The 23,568-nt window shown below is 69.5% G+C and carries 21 protein-coding genes; 11 read left to right on the top strand and 10 right to left on the bottom strand.

Annotated elements, in window-relative coordinates; all coding sequences use genetic code 11:
* Positions 1 to 61: 61 nt before the first annotated feature.
* The 5 genes from ACH492_RS25870 (at position 62) to ACH492_RS25850 (ending at position 5,634) form a co-directional block, all read left to right on the top strand.
* Positions 62 to 1,093: an alpha/beta hydrolase family protein gene (locus ACH492_RS25870; protein ID WP_398990071.1), complete on the top strand. Its 1,032-nt coding sequence runs from the start codon at positions 62 to 64 to the stop codon at positions 1,091 to 1,093.
* Positions 1,090 to 2,307: a DUF418 domain-containing protein gene (locus tag ACH492_RS25865; RefSeq protein ID WP_398990070.1), complete on the top strand. Its 1,218-nt coding sequence runs from the start codon at positions 1,090 to 1,092 to the stop codon at positions 2,305 to 2,307. The genes ACH492_RS25870 and ACH492_RS25865 overlap by 4 nt, the downstream gene beginning before the upstream one ends.
* 127 nt (positions 2,308 to 2,434) lie before the next feature.
* Positions 2,435 to 2,635 (top strand): hypothetical protein, encoded by a 201-nt coding sequence (locus ACH492_RS25860; protein ID WP_398990069.1) that lies wholly within the window; start codon positions 2,435 to 2,437, stop codon positions 2,633 to 2,635.
* Between the two features lie 109 nt (positions 2,636 to 2,744).
* The gene (locus tag ACH492_RS25855) at positions 2,745 to 3,971 is read left to right on the top strand and encodes a cytochrome P450 (protein ID WP_398990068.1); all 1,227 of its coding nucleotides are present in this window, start codon (positions 2,745 to 2,747) and stop codon (positions 3,969 to 3,971) included.
* 136 nt (positions 3,972 to 4,107) lie between these two features.
* On the top strand, positions 4,108 to 5,634 hold the full coding sequence (locus tag ACH492_RS25850; RefSeq protein WP_398990067.1) for an SDR family oxidoreductase: 1,527 nt from the start codon (positions 4,108 to 4,110) through the stop codon (positions 5,632 to 5,634).
* A 140-nt stretch (positions 5,635 to 5,774) separates the two neighbouring features.
* Here ACH492_RS25850 and ACH492_RS25845 read toward each other — a convergent pair whose 3' ends face one another.
* Together ACH492_RS25845 and ACH492_RS25840 are read right to left on the bottom strand one after the other, a co-directional pair.
* Positions 5,775 to 6,020: a hypothetical protein gene (locus ACH492_RS25845; RefSeq protein ID WP_398990066.1), complete on the bottom strand. Its 246-nt coding sequence runs from the start codon at positions 6,018 to 6,020 to the stop codon at positions 5,775 to 5,777.
* Between the two features lie 55 nt (positions 6,021 to 6,075).
* Complete coding sequence (locus ACH492_RS25840; RefSeq protein ID WP_398990065.1) at positions 6,076 to 6,315, bottom strand: hypothetical protein; 240 nt, start codon at positions 6,313 to 6,315, stop codon at positions 6,076 to 6,078.
* A gap of 299 nt (positions 6,316 to 6,614) precedes the next feature.
* On the opposite strand from ACH492_RS25840, the gene ACH492_RS25835 reads away from it, so the two are divergent.
* Positions 6,615 to 7,166: a LuxR C-terminal-related transcriptional regulator gene (locus ACH492_RS25835; protein ID WP_398990064.1), complete on the top strand. Its 552-nt coding sequence runs from the start codon at positions 6,615 to 6,617 to the stop codon at positions 7,164 to 7,166.
* A 15-nt stretch (positions 7,167 to 7,181) separates the two neighbouring features.
* On the opposite strand, the gene ACH492_RS25830 is transcribed toward ACH492_RS25835, so the two are convergent.
* The 6 genes from ACH492_RS25830 to ACH492_RS25805 form a co-directional block, all read right to left on the bottom strand.
* On the bottom strand, positions 7,182 to 8,933 hold the full coding sequence (locus tag ACH492_RS25830) for an ATP-binding cassette domain-containing protein (RefSeq protein WP_398990063.1): 1,752 nt from the start codon (positions 8,931 to 8,933) through the stop codon (positions 7,182 to 7,184).
* 5 nt (positions 8,934 to 8,938) lie between these two features.
* Positions 8,939 to 10,717 carry an ABC transporter ATP-binding protein gene (locus ACH492_RS25825; protein WP_398990062.1) on the bottom strand — a complete coding sequence of 593 codons (1,779 nt, stop codon included), beginning with the start codon at positions 10,715 to 10,717 and terminating at the stop codon, positions 8,939 to 8,941.
* A 126-nt stretch (positions 10,718 to 10,843) separates the two neighbouring features.
* A complete protein-coding gene (locus ACH492_RS25820) occupies positions 10,844 to 10,975 on the bottom strand; it encodes a SapB/AmfS family lanthipeptide (protein ID WP_398990293.1) in 132 nt (43 codons plus the stop codon).
* A gap of 65 nt (positions 10,976 to 11,040) precedes the next feature.
* Positions 11,041 to 13,638, bottom strand: a complete 2,598-nt coding sequence (gene lanKC, locus ACH492_RS25815) for a class III lanthionine synthetase LanKC (RefSeq protein ID WP_398990061.1) — start codon at positions 13,636 to 13,638, stop codon at positions 11,041 to 11,043.
* 331 nt (positions 13,639 to 13,969) lie between these two features.
* A complete protein-coding gene (locus tag ACH492_RS25810) occupies positions 13,970 to 15,160 on the bottom strand; it encodes a cation:proton antiporter (RefSeq protein ID WP_398990060.1) in 1,191 nt (396 codons plus the stop codon).
* Between the two features lie 2 nt (positions 15,161 to 15,162).
* On the bottom strand, positions 15,163 to 15,642 hold the full coding sequence (locus tag ACH492_RS25805; protein ID WP_398990059.1) for a cation:proton antiporter regulatory subunit: 480 nt from the start codon (positions 15,640 to 15,642) through the stop codon (positions 15,163 to 15,165).
* A 272-nt stretch (positions 15,643 to 15,914) separates the two neighbouring features.
* Between ACH492_RS25805 and ACH492_RS25800 the strand changes: the two genes are divergently transcribed.
* Together ACH492_RS25800 and ACH492_RS25795 are read left to right on the top strand one after the other, a co-directional pair.
* Positions 15,915 to 16,400 (top strand): cation:proton antiporter regulatory subunit, encoded by a 486-nt coding sequence (locus tag ACH492_RS25800; protein ID WP_398990058.1) that lies wholly within the window; start codon positions 15,915 to 15,917, stop codon positions 16,398 to 16,400.
* A 4-nt stretch (positions 16,401 to 16,404) separates the two neighbouring features.
* A complete protein-coding gene (locus ACH492_RS25795; RefSeq protein ID WP_398990057.1) occupies positions 16,405 to 17,646 on the top strand; it encodes a cation:proton antiporter in 1,242 nt (413 codons plus the stop codon).
* A gap of 235 nt (positions 17,647 to 17,881) precedes the next feature.
* Here the strand turns inward: ACH492_RS25795 and ACH492_RS25790 are convergent, their stop codons facing one another.
* Complete coding sequence (locus tag ACH492_RS25790) at positions 17,882 to 18,364, bottom strand: hypothetical protein (RefSeq protein WP_398990056.1); 483 nt, start codon at positions 18,362 to 18,364, stop codon at positions 17,882 to 17,884.
* A 6-nt stretch (positions 18,365 to 18,370) separates the two neighbouring features.
* Positions 18,371 to 18,520 (bottom strand): hypothetical protein, encoded by a 150-nt coding sequence (locus tag ACH492_RS25785; protein WP_398990055.1) that lies wholly within the window; start codon positions 18,518 to 18,520, stop codon positions 18,371 to 18,373.
* Positions 18,521 to 19,179: 659 nt separating this feature from the next.
* Between ACH492_RS25785 and ACH492_RS25780 the strand changes: the two genes are divergently transcribed.
* The 3 genes from ACH492_RS25780 to ACH492_RS25770 all read left to right on the top strand — a co-directional run bounded on the left by ACH492_RS25780 (position 19,180) and on the right by ACH492_RS25770 (position 23,524).
* Positions 19,180 to 19,947 (top strand): hypothetical protein, encoded by a 768-nt coding sequence (locus ACH492_RS25780; protein WP_398990054.1) that lies wholly within the window; start codon positions 19,180 to 19,182, stop codon positions 19,945 to 19,947.
* Positions 19,948 to 20,324: 377 nt separating this feature from the next.
* Positions 20,325 to 21,131, top strand: coding sequence for a DUF1963 domain-containing protein (locus ACH492_RS25775; RefSeq protein WP_398990053.1), 807 nt, complete (start codon positions 20,325 to 20,327; stop codon positions 21,129 to 21,131).
* 632 nt (positions 21,132 to 21,763) lie between these two features.
* A complete protein-coding gene (locus ACH492_RS25770) occupies positions 21,764 to 23,524 on the top strand; it encodes a serine/threonine-protein kinase (RefSeq protein ID WP_398990052.1) in 1,761 nt (586 codons plus the stop codon).
* Positions 23,525 to 23,568: the final 44 nt, after the last annotated feature.

Raw genomic sequence — 23,568 nt, 5'->3', positions numbered from 1 at the left:
GATAGGGGTGGGTGTGCGATCGAGACAACGCGGGGGTGTGCCCGGGGGCAGGCGTCGCCGGGTGAAAGCAGTGGTCTGGTCCTTGGCGGGCTTACTGCTGGTGACAGCGGGGCTGGGTGCAGTGGTGATCTGGCAGAACTCCTACAACATCCGGGAGGAGCGAGTCACCCTCCGGCATGGTGGAGATGCGCTCGATGGCGTGCTGGCCACGCCGAAGGAGGGCCGGGGGCCGTACGGGCTGGTCGTCTTCGTGCACGGGGACGGGCCGGTCGACGCCACCCATGACACCTTCTACCGGCCGCTGTGGGAGTCGTTCGCCAGAGCCGGGTACGCCTCACTGTCCTGGAGCAAGCCCGGAGTGGGCGGTTCGTCGGGCAACTGGCTGGACCAGAGCATGGAGGACCGGGCCGACGAGACCATGGATGCCATCTCCTGGGCGCGTCAGCGGCCGGACATCGACAGTCGCCGCATCGGACTGTGGGGAGCGAGCCAGGCGGGATGGGTGCTGCCCAAGGTCGCGGCCCGCACTCCCGGACTGCGGTTCGTCATCGCCGTATCCCCGGCTGTGAACTGGCAGCAGCAAGGCCGCTACAACCTCCTCGCCCAGATGCGCGAGGACGGCGCCTCCGCCGAGCAGGTCGAGACGGCGCTGCGGCGGCGGGAGACCACCTTGCAACTGCTGTGCCGCGGCGCGTCGTTCGAGGAGTACCGGGCCAAGACCGGAGACACCCAGGGCATGACGGCAGACCGGTGGCGGTTCATCTCGAAGAACTACACCGCCGACGCCACGGCAGACCTGCGGGCGATTCGCGGGGCGCCCGTCCTGCTGATCCTGGCCGGCCGCGACATCAACGTCGACGTCACCGACACCGAAACCGCCTACCGCAAGCTGCTCCAGGCTCCCGGCCCGCAGGTCGAGCACTATCCCGACGCCACTCACTCCCTGGTGAAGCACGGTGTTGAACATTCGGAGGTCAGGGTCACACTGACTGCGCTCTTCGCGCCCAGGGCGCTGTTCGCGAGCGGGTTCCTCGCCGACCAGCGCCGCTTCCTCGATCACGTCGACGACCACAGCAAGGGAGAGGCCGCGTGACCGGCACGACGACGCAGCCGACGGCCGCAACCGCGGCAGTGCGACGGATCGCGGACATCGACGCGCTGCGGGGCTTCGCGCTCTTCGGCATCCTGATGGTCAACATCACCTACCTCGCCTCCGCTTACCACGGCACCGGCCTGGAAGACACCGGCTTCGACTCACCCGCCGACCGCGCTGTGCGCTTTGTGGTGGCGATGCTGTTCGAGGCCAAGTTCTACCTGCTGTTCTCCTTCTTGTTCGGCTACAGCTTCACCCTGCAAATGAAGTCTGCCGAACGCGGGGGTGTTCGCTTCGCTCCCCGGTTCCTGCGCCGCCTCGCAGCGTTGTTCGCGCTCGGCGCCTTCCATGCCGTTGTTCTCTTCCCCGGTGACATCCTCACCACCTACGCCCTGTTGGGCCTGATCCTGCTCATCGCTCGCCGCACCCGGCCCCGCAAGGCGGTGCGCATCGCGGTCGTGCTGTTCACGGTCACAGCCGCCGGCTACCTGCTGCTCGGCCTCGCTCAGTACGCGGCGGGCGATGGTGGCATCGACTCGGCCTCCTTGACAGCCCACGCCCAGCAGACCACCGACGCGCTGCGCGGTGGCCCGGGTTCGGTGATCGGGGCGCACCTCGAGCAGCTGCCTGATGTCGCGTTCATGCTCATCTTCTTCCAAGCCCCTGCTGCTCTGGCCGCCTTCCTGCTCGGTCTCGCCGCAGGCAATCACGAGGTCCTGGCCGACGTCACCCGCCACGAGCGGTTGCTGCGGCGGCTGCAGTGGGTCGGCTTCCCCATCGGGCTGGCCGGTGGCGTGGTCTACGCGCACGCGAGCCTGGAGCATCCGGGCACCGCCTACCAGCTTTTCGCGCTGGGCGCGGATGTGGTGACCGCGCCTCTGCTGGCCGCCGCGTATACGGCCATCGTGCTACGGCTGATATCCACCGGTCGAGGCCGCCGCCTCGCCGCCGTCCTGGCTCCGGCGGGCCGGATGAGCTTGACCAACTACCTCGCCCAGTCACTGGTCTGCGCCCTGCTCTTCACCGGGTTCGGTGCCGCCCTGGTGGGCCGTGTGCCACCGCCGCTGGTGACGGGCATCGCGCTGGCCCTGTTCGCGTGCCAGGTCGTGGCCTGCCGGTGGTGGCTGCGCCGTCATTCCTACGGTCCGGTCGAGTGGCTGCTGCGAGCGGTGACCAACGCCGCCCGGCCGCACTGGCGTAGTCGAGGCACGTAGTGGCACGGAACATTCAGCCAGGCGCTGCGCGGGGCGGTCTCCCGCGAGAGACGTGCCGACGCGGCCGGGTCTGACGGCGACTCGCTCTGGCAATGGTCCGGGCTGAACGCGGTCAGGCTGGTCGCGGATGGAGCATGCGCACCAGGCGATCAACACTGCCCTGCGCGAGCGCGCCCCGACACCCTGGGAGCGTGCGGCGGGCGAGCCGGATTGTGTCGGCTGCCGCCACAGGTCGCCGCGCGCCCACAACGTCGCCGCGCGCCCACAACGTCGCCGCGCCCACAACGTCGCCGCACTACCACTGGCCGCCCTCATGGCGCAGGCGTAAGGAAGTTGCCATCGTACGCAGCGTGTTCGGTGCGGTCTCGTTCCGAAGCGGTACCACGCGTAGCGTGCGTCAAGTGCCGTATTGGAATGCGAATGTCAGGGAGGCGCTGATGCGAGACCAGTCCCGCTTGGTGATAGACCCGGCCGGCCGCGACATACACGGAGAAGCGAGCCGATTACGTGAGATGGGACCGGTGGCGCGCGTCGAACTCCCGGGTGGGGTCGAGGCGTGGGCGGTCAGCAGCCCCGATCTGCTGAAGGAGTTGCTCACCGATCCGCGGGTATCCAAGGACCCGCGCCGGCACTGGCCGGTCTGGATCAACGGGGAGATCTCTCCGGAGTGGCCGCTGTTCACCTGGGTCGCGGTGCAGAACATGTTCACCGCGTACGGGGGCGAGCACAAGCGGCTGCGGACCCTGGTCACCAAGGCGTTCACCGCGCGCCGGACCGCCGCTCTGCGGCCGCGCATCGAGGAGATCACCACGGATCTGCTGGACCGCATCGCCGAGGCCGGGCAGCAGAACAACGTGGTGGATCTGCGGGAGGAGTTCGCCTATCCCTTGCCGATCCAGGTGATCAGCGAGCTGTTCGGCCTTCCCGAGGAGAAGGGAGAGGAGCTGCGGTCCATCGTCGACAGCATCTTCCACACCTCCGCCGATCCGGAAGAGGTCACCGCCACCTACACCCGGATCTACGCCGCCATGGGTGAACTCGTCGCCGCCAAGCGACAGGCGCCCGCCGACGACATGACCAGCGGCCTCATCACCGCACGCGACGACGAGGGCGACACCCGGCTGAGCGAGCAGGAGCTGCTCGACACCCTGGTGCTCATGATCAGCGCCGGTCATGAGACCACGGTCAATCTCATCGACAACGCCATCCACGCACTGCTCACCCACCCGGAACAGCTCGCGCATGTACGGGCGGGCCGCGCCTCGTGGGACGACGTGATCGAGGAGACGCTGCGGTCGGACGCCCCGGTCGCCAGCCTGCCACTGCGGTACGCCGTGGAGGACATCGCACTGGACGGGACGATCATCCGCAAGGGTGAGGCGATCCTGGCCGCGTACGCCGCCGCCGGACGCAGTCCCGAGCGGTACGGGAAGGATGCCGACCGCTTCGATGTCACCCGGGCAGACAAGGAGCACTTGGCCTTCGGCTACGGCGTGCACTACTGCCTCGGGGCGCCGCTGGGCCGCATGGAGGCCCGAATCGCCCTGCCGGCGCTCTTCGAGCGGTTCCCCGGCCTCGCCCTCGCCGTGCCGCCCAAGGAGTTGGGGCCTGTGGACTCCTTCATCTCCAACGGACACCGCGCCCTGCCCGTACGCCTCTCCTGATCACCCCCGGGCACCAGGGCCGCAGGGGGTGAGCGCCTATGGGGGGCGGCACCGCATCCGGGGCCGCCCCCCATAGGCGGAATGCGTCGACAGGGGCGAGAGTGGCAATGTCGGACCCCGCGGATCGGAGGCTCCCATGAGCGGCCGGGATACGCAGAGCCTGCACTGTCTCGTGACAGGCGCGACGGGCTACATCGGAGGCCGGCTGGTGCCTGAATTGCTGGACGCCGGGCACCGCGTACGGTGCGTGGCCCGCTCTCCGGACAAGCTGCGTGACCACCCTTGGGCAGGACGCGCCGAGGTGGTCCGCGGGGATGTGACCGATCCGGATTCGGTCCGCGACGCTCTGCGCGGTATCGACGTGGCCTACTACCTCGTACACGCCCTGCGGGCAGGAGACGACTTCGAGGAAACTGACCGGAAGGCCGCCCGGGCCTTCGCCGAGCGGGCCCACGCCGCGGGCGTACGGCGCATCGTCTACCTGGGCGGACTGACCCCGGCCGATGTGCCGGAACGCGAACTGTCACCCCATCTGCGGTCCCGCGCCGAGGTCGGCCAGACCTTCCTCCGCTCGCCGGTGCCGGCGACCGTGCTACGCGCCGCGGTCATCATCGGCTCCGGTTCCGCGTCCTTCGAGATGTTGCGCTACCTGACCGAGCGGTTGCCGGTCATGGTCACCCCGAGCTGGGTCGGCACCCGCATCCAGCCGATCGCCGTCCGGGACGTGCTGCGGTATCTGGTGGGCAGTGCGGACATGCCCGACGAGGTGAACCGCGCGTTCGACATCGGCGGGCCCGACGTCGTGACCTACGAACAGATGATGCGGCGGTACGCGGTGGTGGCCGGCCTGCCGCGCCGTTTCATCCTGCGCGTACCGATGCTGACCCCCCGCCTCTCCAGCCTGTGGATCGGTCTGGTCACGCCCGTTCCCCCCTCCCTCGCCCGGCCGCTGGCCGAGTCCCTGCGCCACGAGGTCGTCTGCCGCGAGCACGACATCGCGCAGTACGTACCCGATCCGCCCGGTGCACCGATCGGCTTCGACCAGGCCCTCACCCTCGCCCTTCAGCGCGTACGGGACGCTCAGGTCACCACCCGCTGGTCATCCGCATCGCTGCCCGCCGCTCCGAGCGATCCTCTGCCCACGGACCCCGACTGGGCCGGCGGCAGCCTCTACGTCGACCGGCGCGCGCTCGCTGTCGACGCCTCACCGAAGGCACTGTGGCAGATCATCGAGGGGATCGGCGGTGACAACGGCTGGTACTCCTTCCCGCTCGCGTGGGCGGTGCGGGGCTGGCTGGACCGGCTGGTCGGAGGCGCCGGACTGCGCCGTGGCCGCCGGGACGCCGCACGGCTGCGGGTGGGGGACTCGCTGGACTTCTGGCGCGTGGAGGAGATCGAACCGGGCCGGCTGCTGCGGTTGCGCGCCGAGATGCGCCTGCCGGGGCTTGCCTGGCTGGAGATGTACGCCGACCGGGACGAGCAGGGCCGGGCCTGCTACCGGCAGCGGGCGCTGTTCCACCCGCACGGTCTGATCGGGCATGTCTACTGGTGGAGCGTGTCGCCGTTCCACGCGGTCGTGTTCGGCGGCATGGCCCGCAACATCGCGCAGGCGGCACTCCAAAGGGACGCCGCCCAAAACGCCCACGGCGCGAATCCGGGCTGAGCTCGTGCATCCGAGCGCAGCACCCTCCGGGAAGTCCCGGACGACAAAGCAGCCCCGGGCCTCACCACTCCACGCGGAAGTCCATTGGGCCGGGCTCCTCTTCACGGGCATATGCCGGGAGCTGGCCGGTGATCAACTTGTCACGAACTCTCGGTGAAGCGGACGGACCAGGCGTAGCCGCTCAAGGTGTCGTGCGGGACCCGCCGGACTTCTCTGACCTGGCAACCGTCGTGGGCATACTTGCGGGCGAACCGGTCGAGGCGCTGCGCGTCGGTGAGATCCTCCATGGACAGCGGTGCTCCGACGACGAGGTCTTCGTGAAGGACCGTGTCCGGCGCGGCACCGTCCAAGCAGGCCGGGCACTGATGCGTTTTGGGTAGGGCCATACGACCAGTGTCCTACCAACCTGGCTGCCCCGCGTTCACGGCGCGGAATTGTGCACTACAGAGCCTCTGAGCGAAGGGCGGACGTGCCGAGGCTCAGCGGAAGGCGCCGAATGAGCAGGCCTCCGGCCCGGACCTGGTGCGCAACGCTTGAACCGGTCCAGCACCTGGTGCGCCGTCGGCGGGTGACCGCGTCGGCCAGGCGGTGTCCACCAGCGGGGACCGGCCACAGCCGCCGGCGGGCCGGTTGCTCCACGTCCGGCTCGGTGCCGAGCACGTCGGCGCTGGTGGCAGCCACCTGGACTCCGTTGACGGCCGTATGGAAGACCAGCCGGAGAACGGACGCGGTGCCCTGCACCCCGAGCGGCCGCCGAGTCCGGCCAGGAGATGGAAACACCAGGCAGGAGGGGGAGCCGACCTCGCCCCGTGGAGGCCGGTCCCGCCGCTCGGGCAAGGGACACCCGCAGCTGGCCGAAAGCTGAGCCATCGCTCCGTCCGAGCCGGGTAGATGTGGGCGTGCGCGGCGCAAGTTTCGGTACTTCTTGTCGAAGTGAGGCGAACGTGACCCGGGTGCTATTGGTGCACGACATATGGTTGATGCGATCGGCTCTTACAGCGCTGTTGGAACATGCGGACGGCATCGAGGCGACAGCCGCCTGTTGGGAGAAGGCACCGAGCCAGGCTCGCTCGTTACGGCCCGACCTCTGTGTCGTGGACGCGGACTGTCCGGGGTCCTCGCGATTACCGGCCCATCCCACCGGGCAGAAATGCGAGCTGCTCGTCCTGGCCACCTCGTGCAGGCCCGGTGTTCTGCGGCGTGCCGCCCAGGCCAAGGCTCTGGGCTTTGTGAACAAGGACGCGTCGCCGACCCAGTTGCTGAACGCGATCAGGCTTGTGGCAGCGGGAAAGCGGTACGTCGACGCCTCGCTCGCCCCGGACCTTGTCCAGGCGGCCGACATGTCACTGACTCCCCGTGAATTGAGCGTGCTGGCACTCGCTTCGGACGGCGCCAACGTCCCTGAGACCGCCAGCACTCTGCAACTGAGCAAGGGGACTGTGCGGAACTACATGTCCGCAATCATCCGCAAGACCAACGCCCGGAACTGGACTGACGCCGTCCGTATTTCGCACGGGGCGGGTTGGGTGTAGACGGGGCGGGCCGTCTCAGATCTTCTCGGCGTGCCAGCGTCCCACCAAGTCACGGTAGAGCGACGAGTGATCGAGCAGCTCCTGGTGACTCCCGCAGGTGGCGCTGAGGCCGTCGAGCACCAGGATCCGGTCGGCGCGCCGAGCCGAACTGATCCGGTGGGCAACCACGATCAGCGTCCCGGGCCGCAGGGCGAAGGCCCGTTCGGCCCGGGCCTCGGCCGCCGGATCGAGGTGGCAGGTGGCCTCGTCCAGGATGACGAGCGGCGCGGGGGAGAGATGCGCCCGGCCGAGCGCGATGAGCTGCCTTTCGCCCTGCGACAGGGCCGCGGGATCGACATGTGCGTCGAACCCGCCGAGCCTGCGCACCAGGGGGCCGAGGCCGACCGCTTCCGACGAGGCATCCACCGCCGACCGCGAAGCTCCGTCCGGGCAGAGGTAGAGCAGGTTCTCGTAGAGGCTGCCGGTGAAGACGTAGGCCTGCTGCGGGATGAGCACGCGCAGCCGGGAGGGGTCGGCTCCACGGCCGGCTTGCGCATGCGCCGGCCGGCCGTGGAGCCGTACCTCGCCCTTGTCCGGTTGGAGCAGGCCGGCCAGCAGACAGGTCAGCGTGGACTTGCCGATGCCGCTGGGCCCCACCACGGTGAGGTGCTCGCCGGGCTCGATCGTCAGGTTGAGGCCGCGCAGCACGGGTTGTGCCGCCGGGCCGTAGGCGAACGTCACCGCACGCAGTTCGACCCGCGGTGCGCCGAGGCTTCCCGGTGCCCGCACGGGCCGCTCGGGGTTGCCCGCGGGCACCGGGACGGCCGGGCCGGGGTCCGGCCCGGGGGACAGCCGGCCGAGGACCACGAGCAGCCTGGTGCCGGCCGCGCCAAGCGCGTTCATCAGGTTGTGCAGAGCGGGCAGCAGGGCCTGGGTCAGATACGTCAGCGCGCCGAGCAGGGCGCCCGCCGTGACGCCCTGACGCAGCAGCCAGGGTGCGGCGACCAGGAGCAGTACCACCGGGAGGTGTCCGGCTATGCCGAGTGACAGTGAGCGGGCACTCGCCCACCGGGCGAGGGACCGTGCCGACCTGGCTTCCTGGTCGATCAGCGCCTGCGTTTGCGCCGCGATGGGTGCCCCTGCGCCGCAGGCCACCACGTCGCGCAGACCCTGAGCCATCGAGCCGAACTGTGCCGACAGAGCCTCGTCGGCACAGAGGAAGTCGCGTTGTCGGGCGGCCATCGGCACCAGCGTGGCCAGAAAGAGCAGCAGTCCCGTCAGCAGAGGTGGCGCCACGACGACCAGCAGTGCGGGAGCGAGCGCCGCAAGCCCGAAAAGCGCCCCGACTGAAGTGAAGACGAAGGACCGGGCCACGAGCACCAGCCCCGCGAAGCTGTCCCGTGCGATCTCCGTCTGGTTGGTCAGCCGGGAGACCACCGCGCTGTCAGCGGCGTGCGCCGGTTCGGCCAGCGCCTGGTTCAGCGACCGTGTCACCACCCGGCGTACCAGGCCGTCCCGCAGCGGTTCGACGAGGTCGGCGAGTCCTCGGAAGACACCGCCGGTGGCCAGGCCACCTATGACGATGGCCAGCGCGGCCACCGCCAGCCACGCCAGGCCGGTGCCGGTGCGGCCGGCGAGAAATCCCCGGTCGAGCGCCATCGCCACGGCATAACCGCCGAGGAAGGTGTGGGCCGATTCCAGCATGGACCAGCCACTGAGCTTCAACAGCACGCGTTTGCGGCGGCCGAGGAAGCGCACGGCCTGCGCCAGGAGCCGCGAGCCCGTCATCGTCATCAACTCCCGCCCGTGTCCTGACCGGTGTCCGCGAACACGGCCCGGTAGTCGGGCTCTTCCCACAGAAGTCCGTGCGGGCCCACCCTGCGGATACGGCCGTCCTCGACCCATGCGACCAGGTCGGCACGCGCCGCCGAGGAGACGCGGTGGGCGATCAGCAGCCGGGTACCTGTCCGGACGTCGTGTACGAGTGCCCGGCCGACGTGGAGTTCGGTGACGCTGTCGAGGCTGGAGGTGGCGTCGTCGAGGATCAGCAAACGGCCGGCGTGGGCGAAGGCCCGTGCCAGCCCGAGGCGTTGCAGTTCTCCGCCCGACAGGGGGGCGTCGGCGAGCGGCGCCGAGTACCCGCCGGGCAGGAGCCGGACGAAGGTGTCGGCCCCCGCCGCCCGCGCCGCGGCCCCGATCTCGCAGACGGCGGGCTCGTACGGTCCGAATCCGATGGCCGCGCCGACCGTTTCGCCGAACAGGACCGGCCGTTCGAAGGCGTACCCGACCTCCCGGCGCAGCTGGGACGGATCGGCCTCGGTCAGCGGTACGCCGTCCAGTAGCACCACCCCCGCGTCGGGGTCGGCCAGCCGTCCGGCGACGGCGGCGAGAGTGGACTTGCCCGCGCCGGAGCGCCCGACGACGGCCATCGTCGTGCCCCCGGGCACGACCAGATCGATCCCCCGCAGCACGGGAGCGCCGCCGCGGCTGAGAGTGACCGCCCGCAGCTCGACGCGCCCAGGACCGTCGGCGGGCAGTGGACGCGTCCCGTGGCGAACGGCGGGAAGGGCGAGCACGTCGGCGATGCGACGGGCCGCGGCGCGGCTGCGCAGGAGGGAGTTGAGCTGTCCGACCACCGCGCCCAGGCCGGCGGCGAGGGCGGCATAGCGGGCGGCTGCCAGCAAGTCGCCCACGGACAGGCTTCCACCGACCAGCCGCACCCCGCCGACGGCTAGGACCACCGTGGTCAGCAGGGGCACCAGAATCCCGCTGCCGACCGATGCGCGTCCGTAGACCTCCCACATGCGCCGCCCCTGCGCGCCCAGTTCGGGAAGCAGCGCCAGCACGCGGGTGAGTTCGCGCTCGGCGGTCCCCGCGGCGGCGACGGTACGGGCGCCGCCGAGGGCTTCGAGGAGGCGGCCGGCGACGTCCGCCTGCACGCGCTGGTACTGGGAGATGCTGTCGGAGGACCCGCGGGCGAAGACCCGCAGCAACAGGGCCAGCAGGGGGATCCCCGCAACGAAGACAACGGCCAGCCAGAGGTCGATGTGCGCCAGGGAGACCAGACCGCCGACCGGGACGAGGAGCGAGGCCAGACCGATGGCCGCCGTGGTGGGCGCGGTGCCCGCCTCTGCGGCGTTGCCGGTCAGCCGGGTCACCAGGTCGCCCGGGGTGAAGCGGTCGGCGGCACGGTGCGGCGCGAGGGACAGGAGGTGGCCGGCTCCGCAGCGGCGCAGCCAGGCGGTACTACGGGTGCTGGTCGCGCCGCCGACCAGGGCCTCCAGGGCATCGAAGAGAACCTCGGCGGCGACCAGCACGGCGCACAGCACGACGGCTCGCTCCACCCCCGCGGCCTCTTCCCCCGCGGCTTCTTCGAGCAGTAGGTCGAGCGTGTGCCCGAGCGCGGCAGGCAGGGCGACGGCCGCGGCGGCAGATGCGGCGCTGAACAGGAAGAGGGCGAGTGTGCGGCCCGAACTGTGCCGTACCGCACCGGCCAGGATGCCTGAAGCACGGGAGAGGTGTACGAGTTCCGTGGCGTTGCGGGACGGGGCATTCCGGGGCGTCGGGGCCATAGGGGTGCAGTCCTCGCCTCCGTCGGAGAGATGCGGGCCAGTCACGCCTCGGTCCCGGGCGACGTTGTTCGCCCGGGACCGCTGCGCCGGTGTCACCACAGAGCCGAAGTCCCGTGGTGCCACGCGTCAGTTACAGGTGGTGACGCTCAGGCTGCTGTCACCGCAGAGCAGCAGGCTCGCGCGGCTGCCGCCGGTCGCGAGTTCGCCGGGGGCCTCGGACTTGGGGGTTTCCATCGTCTGCAGGTCGAGAAGTGCCATGGTGGTGTTCCTCTCCTTCATGGGGACGGATCTTGCTCAGGTCCCCCCGAGTAGGGGGACCGGTTTCAGGGCCGCCGTGGCGGCGGGAGAAAGGGCAGGTGCACGGGCTGGTCGTGCAGCGCGCTGCCCAGCGCGAGCAGGCAGCCGGCTGTGCCGGTGCTGAGGTCCATGGACAGGCGCATCATCTGCTCGCCGGCGAAGGCGAGATGCCCCTGGTAGGGGATTGCGCCCCACGAGAGTGAGTCGATCTGACGGCGCAGATCGGCGGCGTGGGTGCCCGGGCCTCCGGTCGTGGTGCGGCTCAAGTGCAGCACCATGCCCGCGGCACCGCGGAACAGCCCGGGCTGGGCATAGAACTTGGCCTGCGCCGCCCGCACGATTTCGCCCCTGGCCTTCTCGAACTCCTCGTCGGCGCGGTGGACGAGGTAGTCGTCGAGCACCATGCCGATGCCGACGCTGCCGGCGCCCAGGTAGGGCATGGTCCGCCAGCCCTCGTCGACCTGGAGGGCTCCGCCCACGCCTCGTACACAACGGGCCAGGTCGCGGCGGAGCGCGTCGGCGGCCAGGTCCAGCAGGGTGTGGTCGCCGGTCGCCTCGTACAGACGCAGGTGGAGCAGCGCCGCTCCGGTCGCTCCGTGGAGGAGTCCGGCCCGCGGGTTCCCGGCGCCGGCTTGCCCGGACGAGGAAGCGCCGGCCTCGTCGGCCGCGAGTCGGGCGCACTTGAGCGCCTTGTCGCGCAGGGCACTCTCGCCCGTGGAGATGGCCAGGGAATCGAGGGCCAGGCCGAGTCCGGCCAGTCCGCTGTGCAGGTCGGGGGCCATCTCCTCCCAGCTCTGGGAGGTGATCGTGTCGACGAGGTCCAGGGCGCGTTCGCGGTGCCCGAGCCGGTCCAGGACCCAGGCGATGCCGGACAGGCCGTCATAGAAGCCGAGTGGGCTGCCGGGAGGAGGGGTCTTCGCGGCCCTCAGCAGCCATTCTTCCGCTTCCGGAGCCGGTTCGGCGCCGGTCTCGGCCAGGGCGTGGAGGACGCCGGCCGCTCCGTAGGCGAAGCATGCGCCGCCGACCGGCCGGAACTGGGCTATGTCTCCGGGGAAGAGACGATCCTCCCGTTCCGGAGAGGCGGAGGCCAGGATCGCCCGGACCATGGAGTCGCGGCTGCGTGGCCAGTCGGCGAGCTCCACGGGTAAGTAGGGGTCCGCTGCGCCGCGGATCCTGCCCCCCGGCAGGTCCGTGCCACGATGGCCGCGAAGGATCTCGGCGACCGCTTCCTGGAGGAAATCGCGCGGCACCGGAAACTGCTCGGCGGCGATCTCCGCCAAATGCGCGGCTTTTGCCCGGTCCACGGCGAACAGACTGGTGAGGGGCAGGAACAAGGCCAGGCGCAGGCACGCCAGGGCGTACCGGTCGACGTCGAAGCCCCTGCGGTCGGCAGGTGCGACGAACCCCGGATTGGCGACCACCTGACGCCGCTTCACGTCATCGACCGCGGCGGCCTCGAAGTCCAGCAGCACCACCGAGCGTTCGTCCTCGGACAGCATGATGTTGAAAAGGTGCAGGTCGTTGAAGGCCACGCCCCGCGCGTGGATCGCCGATACGGCGTCCTCCACCAGGCGGTGCACCCGCATAGCCCACTGGGTGTACTCGGCGAGCCGCTCCGGGCTGGGATCCGCTTCGATCAGCGGGTGCCGGTGTGCGAAGAAGCTGTTGAGCGGGCGGCCCTCGATGAACTCCATGACGAGGAAGGAGTGGTCGCCCAGGGTGAACCAGTCGCGCACCTCGGGGGTGCAGCCGAGCCCGGACAGCCTCCGCAGTGCATCCCTCTCGCGCTCCAGCCGGGCCACCGCGTCGGCTTCGTCCGCGGCCAGGCCGGCGTGTGGCCGGGCCTCCTTCAAGACCACTTGCTCATCGGTGCGCAGGTCCCGGCCGACGAACACGCCGCCGCCGTTGGAGAAATGAAGCGCGCGCTCGAACCGGTACGGGATGTCGTTGAGCGTGGTGGCGGAGCGGGCGGCCAGATGCGGTTCGAGAAACGCGGGGAGAGTGACCCAGTTCGGGACGTGGAACGTCGGGTCCCTCCGGTCGGGAACAAGTCGTCCATGGTTGTCCTCGACCGCGGGGCACAGCTCACCCCGGTCGTCGTAACAGTGCCGCTCTGTGAAGCTGCCGTAGCGCACATGAACCGGACCCGCCCCCCAGCGTAAGTCGCTGAGTATGTACGGACCGGGCTCGCCTCCGAGCAGACGGTCCAGGTCTTCCGCAATGGTGCGGCACTGGTCGTCGTCGGCGGGGTAGACGGTGAGGAACTTCCCACTGGCGGCGCGGTCGGCGTATTTGGCGTTGCGGGTGTGCAGCAAGTACCGGCTAGGCATGCACTTGAAGGCGACGGATCGAGGGACGCAGTAGTCCCAGACCTGGGCGAGCACCTTCTCCGCGTTGTCCAGGCAGGCGGAAATGTGGATCTTCCATCCCTGGTTGGGCAGTGCACTGTCGAGCGGACGGAACGCCAGCCAGTCGCCCGACCGGTGGCGCTGCCAGCCGTCCGGAAGCTCGCGCCGCGCGGCCTCGTAGAGAGCGGAGGAACCGCTGCCTTCCTCGTGAGACCGGTGCGGAGCGTCGTAGAACTGCCGGTTCGCGTCGCAGAAGACGGCGTACCCCTTGTTCATCGCACTCCTTCGGCCGGTGTCGTTCAGACGTTTTCACGCCGCCAGGGCCTACAACAGTCGCGATTGTCATGAACCACCCATGAAGAAGTGCACGGGTGGCAGAGAGGTTCAGCGCAGCCGGAGCCCCGGCCTTCAGCGGCGCGTTCGTCATGACTGTCCAGCTGCCTTTCGCCCGGACCGGCCCATTGGAGGTGCCGCCGATGCTCCGGACGCTGCAGGGCCAGGGCACTGTCCACCGGATCCGCCGACCAGCGGGCAGCGCCGTCATGTTGCCGGGCATGGGATGAGGAGTACGCGCTGATGTGGGTCGACGAGTGGAGCCTGTCTGCCATCACGGATGAGCCGCACCGCCGCCGACGTCCTTGGTGGCCGGTCGTGGGGCTCCGGGGCGAGGGGAAGTGCCCGCGAAGCGGGTGAGGAGGGGGCCGACGATGGCGAGAATGAAGACGTAGGCGGTGACCAACGGGCCGAGACTGTCGTGCATGGTGCCCACGAGTCCGACGATGACGAGGGAGAATTCGCCGCGGGCGATGAGCGCTGTTCCGGCGCGCAGTTGTCCGCGCCGCCCAGCCTTGTCGCGGGCGGCGGCGTACCGGCCGGTGACCAGTTTGGTGGCGATGGTGACGGCGGCCAGCGCGAGGGCCGCCGGAAGCACGGGCAGCAGATCGTCCGGGCTGACGGACAGTCCGACGGCGAGGAAGAAGACGGCGGCGAACAGGTCACGCAACGGGCTGAGTACCGCCCGGCTGCGTGTCGCGGTCTCACCGGTGAGGGTGAGTCCGACGAGGAAGGCACCCACGGCGGCGGAGGCGTGGACGAGTTCGGCCAGGGCGGCCACGATCAGCGTCAGGCCGAGCACCCGCAGCAGGAGCTGTTCCGCGTCGGGATGCGAGAGCAGCCGGCCGAGGTGGTGGCCCCACCGGTAGGAGACGGTGAAGGCGGCGAGCACCGCGCCGACAGCGGCGAGGACGCCGAAGGTGGCCTGCCACCACTGGCCGCCGGAGGCGAGTACGGCGAGCACAGGCAGGTAAACGGCCATGGCGAAGTCCTCCATGACCAGTACCGACAGGATGGCCGGCGTTTCCCGGTTGCCCAGTCGCCGCAGGTCGGACAGGAGCCTGGCGACGATGCCGGAGGACGAGATGTAGGTGGCGCCGGCCAGTGCCAGGATGCCGATGCCGTCCAGGCCGAGCAGCCATCCGGCCACCGCGCCCGGTGTCGCGTTCAGTACGAGGTCGACGGCGGCGGAGGGCACATGGCGCCGCATGCTGGCGGTGAATTCGCTGAGGGAGAATTCCAGGCCGAGTGTGAGCAGGAGCAGGACCACCCCGATGGACGCCCCCGTCTGGACGAACTCACCGGCGGCGGGGACGGGCGCGATGCCTCCTTCGCCGATGGCCAGGCCCGCGAGGAGATAGAGGGGGATGGGCGAGAGTGTGAGGCGCCGTGCCGCGGTACCGAGCACGCTGAGCGCGGCGAGGATGATGCCGAGTTCCAGCAGGAGCGTGACAGGGGTGTGCACGCTCAGCCCTGGATGATCTGTTCCACACCGGCGATACCCTCCCGGGTTCCGATGACCACCAGAACAGAGCCGGACTGGAGCATCTGGTCGGGAGTGGGTGATGCGATCACGTCGTCCCCGCGGACGATGGCCACGATGGAGGCTCCGGTACGCGTCCGGGCCCTGGTACTGCCCAGCGGTCGGCCGGCATACGGGCTGCCCGGGCGTACCTCCACCTGTCCGGACAGGAGTCCGGGGACCTCCTTGGTGAGGTCGGCGAACCGCTCGGCGATCCGTGGTGCCCCAAGGATCTCGGCGACCGTGTCGGCCTCCTCGCTGTTGAGCTGGAGAACGGGCCGCCCCGCGTCGGGATCCTCGCCCTCGTAGACGACCAGTTCGAACTCCCCGGTCCTCCGCGCCACGACACCGACCCGGTCGCCCTGGTGATTGACGAACTCATAGCGCAGCCCGACGCCGGGCAGGAGAACCTCGGTGACGTCCATGGCCTCATCATCGCCGGGCGTACGACAGCGGGCGCGCGGGTACGTCCACGCGGGTCACCGCACCTGTCCCCAGCGGCGTGCCTCAGCTCGACAGCCAGTTCGAGTAGGCGGCAGCTCACTCCCAGGCAACTAGGCATCAGCATAAACAGGGGCAAACAGGAGATCGATAGAGTGGCGGCGGATGCCGCCGGGCTGGGCAGGGAGATTTCCGGACACGGGCTCGTCGGCGCGTCCACCGCCTTGACGACTGCCCGCGAAACAGGGGGACCGTGGTGCCTACTCCACGTCTGAGCCAGACACCGTTGCCGGGGATCGGTGTTCGCTACGACCTCACCACCCGCGACCACCGGCACGTGTCGGTGATCGCGCACCGGGATGGCGGCCGGACCCTGAACGCCTACGAGCGCGACGATCCTGACGAATGCGCGTTGTCGCTGCGGTTGACCGCCGGGGAGGCTACGGCGCTGATCGACGCGCTGATGCCCTCTCATCACAGCCCGAACCTGCTGCACACCACCGATCTGGGCCTGGTCGCCGAACGCGTCGAGCTGTCCTCCGTCTCGTACTGGAACGGGCGGGTGCTGGGCGATACACGCATGCGGACCGAGACCGGTGTGTCGATCGTGGCGGTGCTGCGCCGCGCGGAGGCGATCCCGTCGCCCGGGCCGGAGTTCCGGCTGGCGGGCGGGGACACGCTGATCGTGATCGGTACTCGCGAGGGCGTGGAAGCGGCCGTGGCGATACTCGGGCGGGAGTGAACGGGTGCACTCCGCGGTCTTTCTGATCGAGTTCGGCGCGATCATCCTCGGCCTGGGGTTGCTGGGCCGGTTCGCCGGGCGCTTCCAGTTCTCCCCGATCCCGCTGTATCTGCTGGCCGGTCTCGCGTTCGGCAAGGGCGGGCTGCTGCCGCTGGGCACCAGCGAGGAGTTCGTCGCCATCGGCGCCGAAATCGGCGTCATTCTGCTGCTGTTGATGCTGGGGCTGGAGTACACGGCCAGCGACCTGGTCAGCAATCTCAAGACCCAGTACCCGGCCGGGCTGGTCGACGCCACGCTCAACGCCCTGCCCGGCGCCGCGATGGCCCTGCTGCTGGGCTGGGGACCGGTGGCCGCCGTCGTCCTCGCGGGCGTCACCTGGATCTCCTCCTCCGGCGTCATCGCCAAGGTGCTGGGCGACCTCGGGCGGCTCGGCAACCGCGAAACCCCGGTGATCCTGAGCATTCTTGTCCTCGAGGACCTGGCCATGGCCGTCTACCTGCCGATCATCACCGCGCTGCTGGCCGGCGTGGGACTGGCCGCGGGGAGCGTCACGCTGGCGATCGCGCTGGGCGTGGCCGGGCTGGTTCTGTTCGCCGCCGTCCGCTACGGCCGGGTGATCTCGCGGTTCGTGTCCAGCAACGATCCCGAAAAGCTCCTGCTCGTGGTGCTGGGACTGACGCTGCTGGTAGCGGGAATCGCGCAGCAGCTGCAAGTCTCCGCTGCCGTCGGCGCGTTCCTGGTCGGCATCGCCCTGTCCGGCGAGGTCGCCGACGGCGCCCACACCCTGCTCAGCCCGTTGCGGGACCTGTTCGCCGCGGTGTTCTTCGTCTTCTTCGGTCTCCACACCGACCCCGCCAGCATTCCCCCGGTCCTGCTCCCGGCCCTGGCCCTGGCCGTCGTCACCGCCTGCACGAAGATCGCCACCGGCTACTGGGCGGCGAGGCGGGCCGGAATCTCGGCGAAGGGCCGGTGGCGGGCGGGCGGCGCGCTCGTGGCTCGCGGCGAGTTCTCCATCGTCATCGCCGGACTGGCCGTAACCGCAGGCATCGAACCGTCACTCGGCCCGCTGGCCACCGCCTATGTGCTGATCCTGGTGGTACTCGGGCCGCTCACCGCCCGCTACACCGAACCCATCGCCACCCGCCTGAGTGACCGCCGCAAGCCCGCCCTTACCCCCGAGACCCACGAGGCGCTGCCGGGAGCCGCGTCCGCGACAGAGGACAACGGGACCGTCCACCGCTCATGAAATTCCCTGTGGTGATCAGCACAGGTTCTTCATCGCAGTGATCCGGACTGTCAAACGAAGGGTGTACCAGGGTGGTTGGGTTACTGACGGGCTGCTGAGAGGCGGTCGTTGAACGTGATGTCGAAGGCGCTCCGAGCTGCTCGATCGGACTGCTGGAGGTGAAGCTCGGGGCGGCGGTGATACCGGCCGCTGCGGTGACGGCGTGTCTGCGGGTCATGTCGGTGGGCTCAACAGGTCAGCCTTTCTTCCGTGTTGTCGTGAGCTGCCCCTGGTGGAGAAGGGCGGAGGTGAGGGCGCAGGCGAGCGTGAGCAGCAGCAGGACGGCGACGGTGGGGTTGATGTAGTCGGGGATGATGACGGAGTAGTCGCGGCCGTCCGACGCCTCGCACACGAGCCGCAGCGGGATGAAGTCGCCTCTGCGGCCGACCAGGGTCGGTGTTCCCTCGGGGCGCTGCCGCTCGCACTCCTCGGCCTGTTCCTGGTCCTCGAGGAAGAGGACGTGGAGACACCCCCACAGGTAGAGGGCAAGCGCGACGGCGGTCGTCGCCAGGGACACGTCCCGCCATACGGCGAACGGGGTGTACCGTCGGCGGGCCTGTCGTGTGAACCGTGTGCAGAGGTACACGGTGAGGCTCAGCACGGTCACCGCACCGGCGATCAGGATGGGGAACAGCGCTGCGAAGTTGTGCCCTTGCCAAGGGTCGGATGCCGTGATCATGACCTGTCAGGCCTCGCGGACGATGCGGTTGTACTTCTCGAGGATCGCGTAGAGCGGCATCCGCAGCTTCGCGTCCGCCACCGCCTCCCCGCCGAAGCCCTGGTAGCGACGGATGATGCTGCCCATGGACCAGTCATCGTCGTTGATGGGCTTCACCAGGCACAGGCTGTGAAACCCCAACACGATCTCAGGGCGGATGCTCTCGCCGTCCGCTGCCCCGCCCCGCCACGTCACGGTGTGATCAGTGGCGAGTGGAATGGCCCCTTGGTCTCCAGAGATGTCGCGGATCTCCTCCTGGTTCCCCGTCCGTCATGGCACGGCTATGGCACGCGTTACCGGCACTGAGTTTCCTCGCCTCGGCGGCTGATCAATCCTCCGGCAGGTGGTAGTACACCAGCGCCGGCCAATCACCATGCTCGGTGATTTCTGAGTGGATCACGATGTCCTGGATCTCCGCCGGGCCCAGTGCCTCGATAGTGCCGGCGACCCGGCGCAGCAGTGCGGGCGCGCTATCGCATCCCGGTCAAACCGGATTGGCCTGGGAGAAGTGATACGCGGTCCAATCAGCGCTCGACTCTGCCGTGGAGCCGAGTGGTGGCGCCAGCTGTGACAGCCCATGCAGGCATGCTGCCGTCCGGCGCTGTTGATGTCACTCGTGGATGTCAGCCTGGGCTTAGCGCTTGCTCCACCGTTGCTGTCAGCTGATCGGGTCCGCACCCGTCCCAGGGCGGCCGGCGCCAGCCCCGCCTCACCCGGTAAAGTGGCGACCTTCGGCCGGCGGAAGCCGCACGGAGTCCTCGAAGGCCGGGCACATCATGCTTCTCGCCGACCGTCCCGCACACCGCCGTCTCAGCGCCGCCCTGGACAACCTTGCCGTCAGCTTCCGCGGCATGACAGCGCGTCCGGACGAGCACAACTGCGAGTGTCACTGGGGCAGTCCAGAGGAGCTCTCCCTTCTGAAGACGCCGGACGTGGAGCTGGGGCCGGATCTCCTGCGCCGGACCTGGCAGGCCATCGACTGGACCGATCACGCGGCTGTGCTGCGCCGCGTCCTGCCGCAGTTTGCCGCGGTCCTGGTCGCCGGTCGCGCGGAACCCCTGTTCGGACTGGAAGAGGCCGGGTACTCCTTCGCCCGCGGCCGCTGGCAGCAGTGGCCTGAGGATTACGCCAGTCCGGTACGCGAGTTTCTGCATGCCTGGTGGGCGCACAGCCTCACTGAGCCGGATCCGGTCGTCCCGGCACACCAGGTCTTCGTGATGTGTGCCGAGGCGTCCGGAACGGTCCGCCCCTGGCTCGCCGAATGGGAGAAGCAGACCGGGTACCTCAGCGACCAGCGTCTCGCCGAGGCGGCGGCGGAATGGGAGTACGAGCTCCTGGGAGACAGCCTGCCGTGGAGCGTCGGCTGGTACGAGCACGACGAGGAGGAGATGCGCGCCGAACTGGTCGCCTGGCTCCTCGACCACGCTGCAGTGCGGCTCCGCGCGTCGGGCGAATCGGCGGATCTGCAGCGCCGGATACGGCTGCTCGGACTCACCGGCGAGGACCGCTGGACGGATGCGCACTGGCCCGGCCACCGCTATTGACGACCAGCGGGCGCGACCTCGGTGCCGGACCGCGTAGCCAGCGGCGTGTGTCGATGCGCTACTTGGCTGCGAAGAGGCCGGGCGTAGGGACTAAATCAGTAGCCGAAGAAGTGACCAGCGGTCGCGTTGACCTCGGGCATGGCAATCCTCCCGTGTGCTGACCTGAGATCGAAGCGTCGACGCTTGTCGGCGTTGGTCTACGTTGAGCACCCTTTCACGGCCCACGGACGGCCCATAGCGCCGCGGTTATGTTGCGAGTCCCGTGCGGCAAGATCTAGGGGGTGTGATGAGGCGGCCGTTGCTGTATGGGGTTGTCGGTGGCACGTACTAACGTGCCCGCAGTGTCCCGTCGATCTTTGTACGCTTGAGGAGCCACGATGCCCGGAGACACACCCGAGCTGCCCGCGAAGGATCTGCGCACCCTGATACCGGAGTACGCGGGCCTTGCCCGGGAAACCACCCTCCTCAACCCCGAGCCCGGCGACCCTGGCGTGCGGGAGAGCTCGCTGGGAGGCGAGCTGCTGTGGCCCGCGGACGAGCCGTGGCCGTACTGCGCGCAGGAAGACCACTGGACGTACGGGTCCGACTGGCGCAACCACACCGAGATTGTCCCGGGCGCGGTGCCGATGGTGCCGATCCTCCAGCTGTTCGCCCAGGATGTGCCGGGGTTGGAGTTCCCGGAGGGGAAGGATCTGCTACAGCTGGTGTGGTGCGCGCTGATACATGAGCAGGATCCCGGGCCAGTGATGCCGCAGCTGTACTGGCGCAACGAGGCGGAGGTCGTGGCTGGAGGGCTGCTGTCCGAGATCCCCGGGGTGAGCGAGGGGGAGTACGACGAGGACCACATGCCGGAACCGTCCACGTTGTCCCCGATTACGGCTGAGGACTGTCCGAGATGGCTTGATCTACCCAAGGACATGTGGGAGAACTGGGAACCTCGTCTCCGGTTGCCGACGGGCGGCTCCATGTGGCCACCCGACTCCAACATCATCGGGACGAAGGTCGGCGGCTGGCCCGCCTGGACGCAGCCTGCCGACTGGCCGAACTGCGAGAGCGGACACCGCATGGAGCACCTTCTGACCATCACCGGCGACATACAGTTGGGCGACTGCGGCGGGGTCTACTTCTTCCATTGCCGCCAGTGCCCCGGCCTCCCGTGGGACTGGCGCTTCGACTGCCACTGACACCGGCAGACCGGTGAGATCGCCAAGGACGCCGTAACCGGCGAGCCTCTGATGACGATCGGCGTCGTCTACATCGACCAGGGGCATCGGGCACGCAACGGGTACGAGACGCCTAGCGTGGTCCAGACGACAACAAAGGCCCGGGTCTATGACCTGGGCCTTCTGTATGGAGCGGGTGACGGGAATCGAACCCGCGCTCTGAGCTTGGGAATCACCGGCCGCTTCCGGCGGACATACCTGCTGACCTGTGGAAACGACACGAATTGGGGTGTGCTCCAGCCTCGCCTTGTGACCGTGGTTGACCGGTGAACGCTGCCCTATCTGGTGCGTATCTGGTGCGTATCTGGTGCGCTCGCCGAGCAGGCGCATCCTGCGTCATTGCTGAGCTAGTGGGGCTTCCCCCGGGCCCGTCGTCTTCGCTTTTCCCTTGGACGGCGGAAGTTGGCACCCGGCTCTGACATCTGACGCCAGCCGAGACGCACGGCCAGGGACCGCCGTGCCCGCCATGGGCGACAACCCTGATGGGCAGCCACATACTTGCGCACGGCCGCCGCCTTCCCCTCACGCCCCTGCCTCTACCCTTGAGGACTTCGGATTGATGGTTCACGAACAACGACGGAACGGAGCGTGCGGTGACCGCGGGGGAAGCGCATGGCGGAGAGCTGACGGGCAAGGTACTCGGCGGGCGTTACCGGGTGACCTCCATGATCGGGCGCGGCGGCATGGGAGTGGTCGCCCGGGCGGTGGACGAACTCCTGAACCGAGAGGTCGCCGTCAAGGTCCTGCGGGCTTTCACCGACACCTCCGCAGCCGAACTGGCCGACGTGCGGACCCGGATGCAGCGGGAGGCGCAGGCCGCCGCCCGTATCCGGCACAGCGGCGTGGTCACCGTGCACGACGTGACCGAGGAGCAGGGCCGCCCGGTCATCGTCATGGAACTCGTCGACGGGCCCTCGCTCGACGACGTGCTGACGGAGCGCGGCACACTGGAGCCGCACGAAGCGGCCGCGATCGGCGCCAAGCTGATGGACGCGCTCGACGCCGCGCACCGGGCCGGCGTACTCCACCGGGACGTCAAGCCGGGAAACGTGCTGATCGAGCACGGCGGCAGAGTCGTGCTCACCGATTTCGGCATCGCCAGCATGGAAGCCTCCGGCGACGACGCCATGGCCAAGCTGACCCAGAGCGGTCAACTCGTCGGTTCCCTCGACTATTTGCCGCCGGAGCGGGCGCAGGGCAGGGAGCCCGGTCCCGCGTCGGACATCTGGTCGCTCGGCATGACCCTCTACGCGGCCGTGGAGGGCACTTCGCCGTTCCGTCGCACGTCCGCGTGGTCCACCCTTTCGGCGATCGTCACCGAGCCCCTGCCGGAGCCCCGCCGGGCGGGACCGCTCACGCCGGTGCTCCAGGCGCTGATGGCGAAGGAGCCGGAGAACCGGCCCACCGCGGAACAGGCGCGCGGCATGCTAGAGCGCGTCGCCTCGGGCGGGACGGTGCACCTCCCATTCGCCGCTCCGACGCCGACACCCGCTCCCGCTCCCGCTCCCACGGTGGGTCCCGGGGCTGCGGCCGCCGCCGCACCTGCCCCCGGGTTCGGTCCCCCGCTGTTCCCCCAGCCCGCCCCGCAGCCTGAGCCTCCGCACGCCGGCTACGTGCAGCCCGACCTGCCGCCGACGCTGCCGCAGCACGGCGCGCCGGTCGCGGGCCACGCCGCAGTCCCCGCTCCCGAGACGAGCCGGACGGCAGCCCGTCGCGCACGGCGCCGCAGCAACCGCACCGTCGTCGCGGCAGCGGCCGCCGTCGTGCTCCTCGCCGCAGGCGCCGGCATCACCTACGCTCTGACGTCCCAACAGGGCGGCACGACCACGGACGGCGCACAGGCGACGCCGCCCGGCGTCGGCTCCCCCACGGACAGCCCCTGGTCGACCGGGGGCAGCACCCCGTCGTCCTCCGGTTCTCCCGGAACGTCCTCGAAGCCGTCGACCTCGGAGGAGCCGGACGGTCACGAGGACGAGGAGCTGGGCCCCACGAAGAAGCCCGGCGTCGAAGGCGACAAGCCGACCGAGAGCCCGTCGGCCTCCCCAGAGACCAGGCCCAGCCCGACGGTGAAGGAGCCCACCCCGGTGTCGACGGCCTGCACCGGCTGGGGCCACGAGAACCGCAGCGACGGCTACGGCTACCTGGCCGAGACGTCCCACCTCTACACCGGGCCGTACGCGGAATGCCAGTACGTGACCGTGGTCAAGACCGGTGTGAAGCTCTACTACCACTGCTACATCACCAACGCCTACGGCAACAAGTGGATCTACGCCCGTATCGATGGGACGAACACCGAAGGCTGGGCCCACAGCACCAAACTCTCCAAGGAGAGCGGCACCTTGCCCCGCTGCTAGGCGTTCCCAACCAGTGCTGTATCGGGGCGCAAGCCGCCACCGTG

It is taken from the genome of Streptomyces sp. NPDC019443 (assembly GCF_044389785.1).
Lineage (GTDB): Bacteria > Actinomycetota > Actinomycetes > Streptomycetales > Streptomycetaceae > Streptomyces.
Note: the sequence above shows the minus strand (reverse complement) of the source record. Positions and strands in the feature narration are given on the sequence as shown.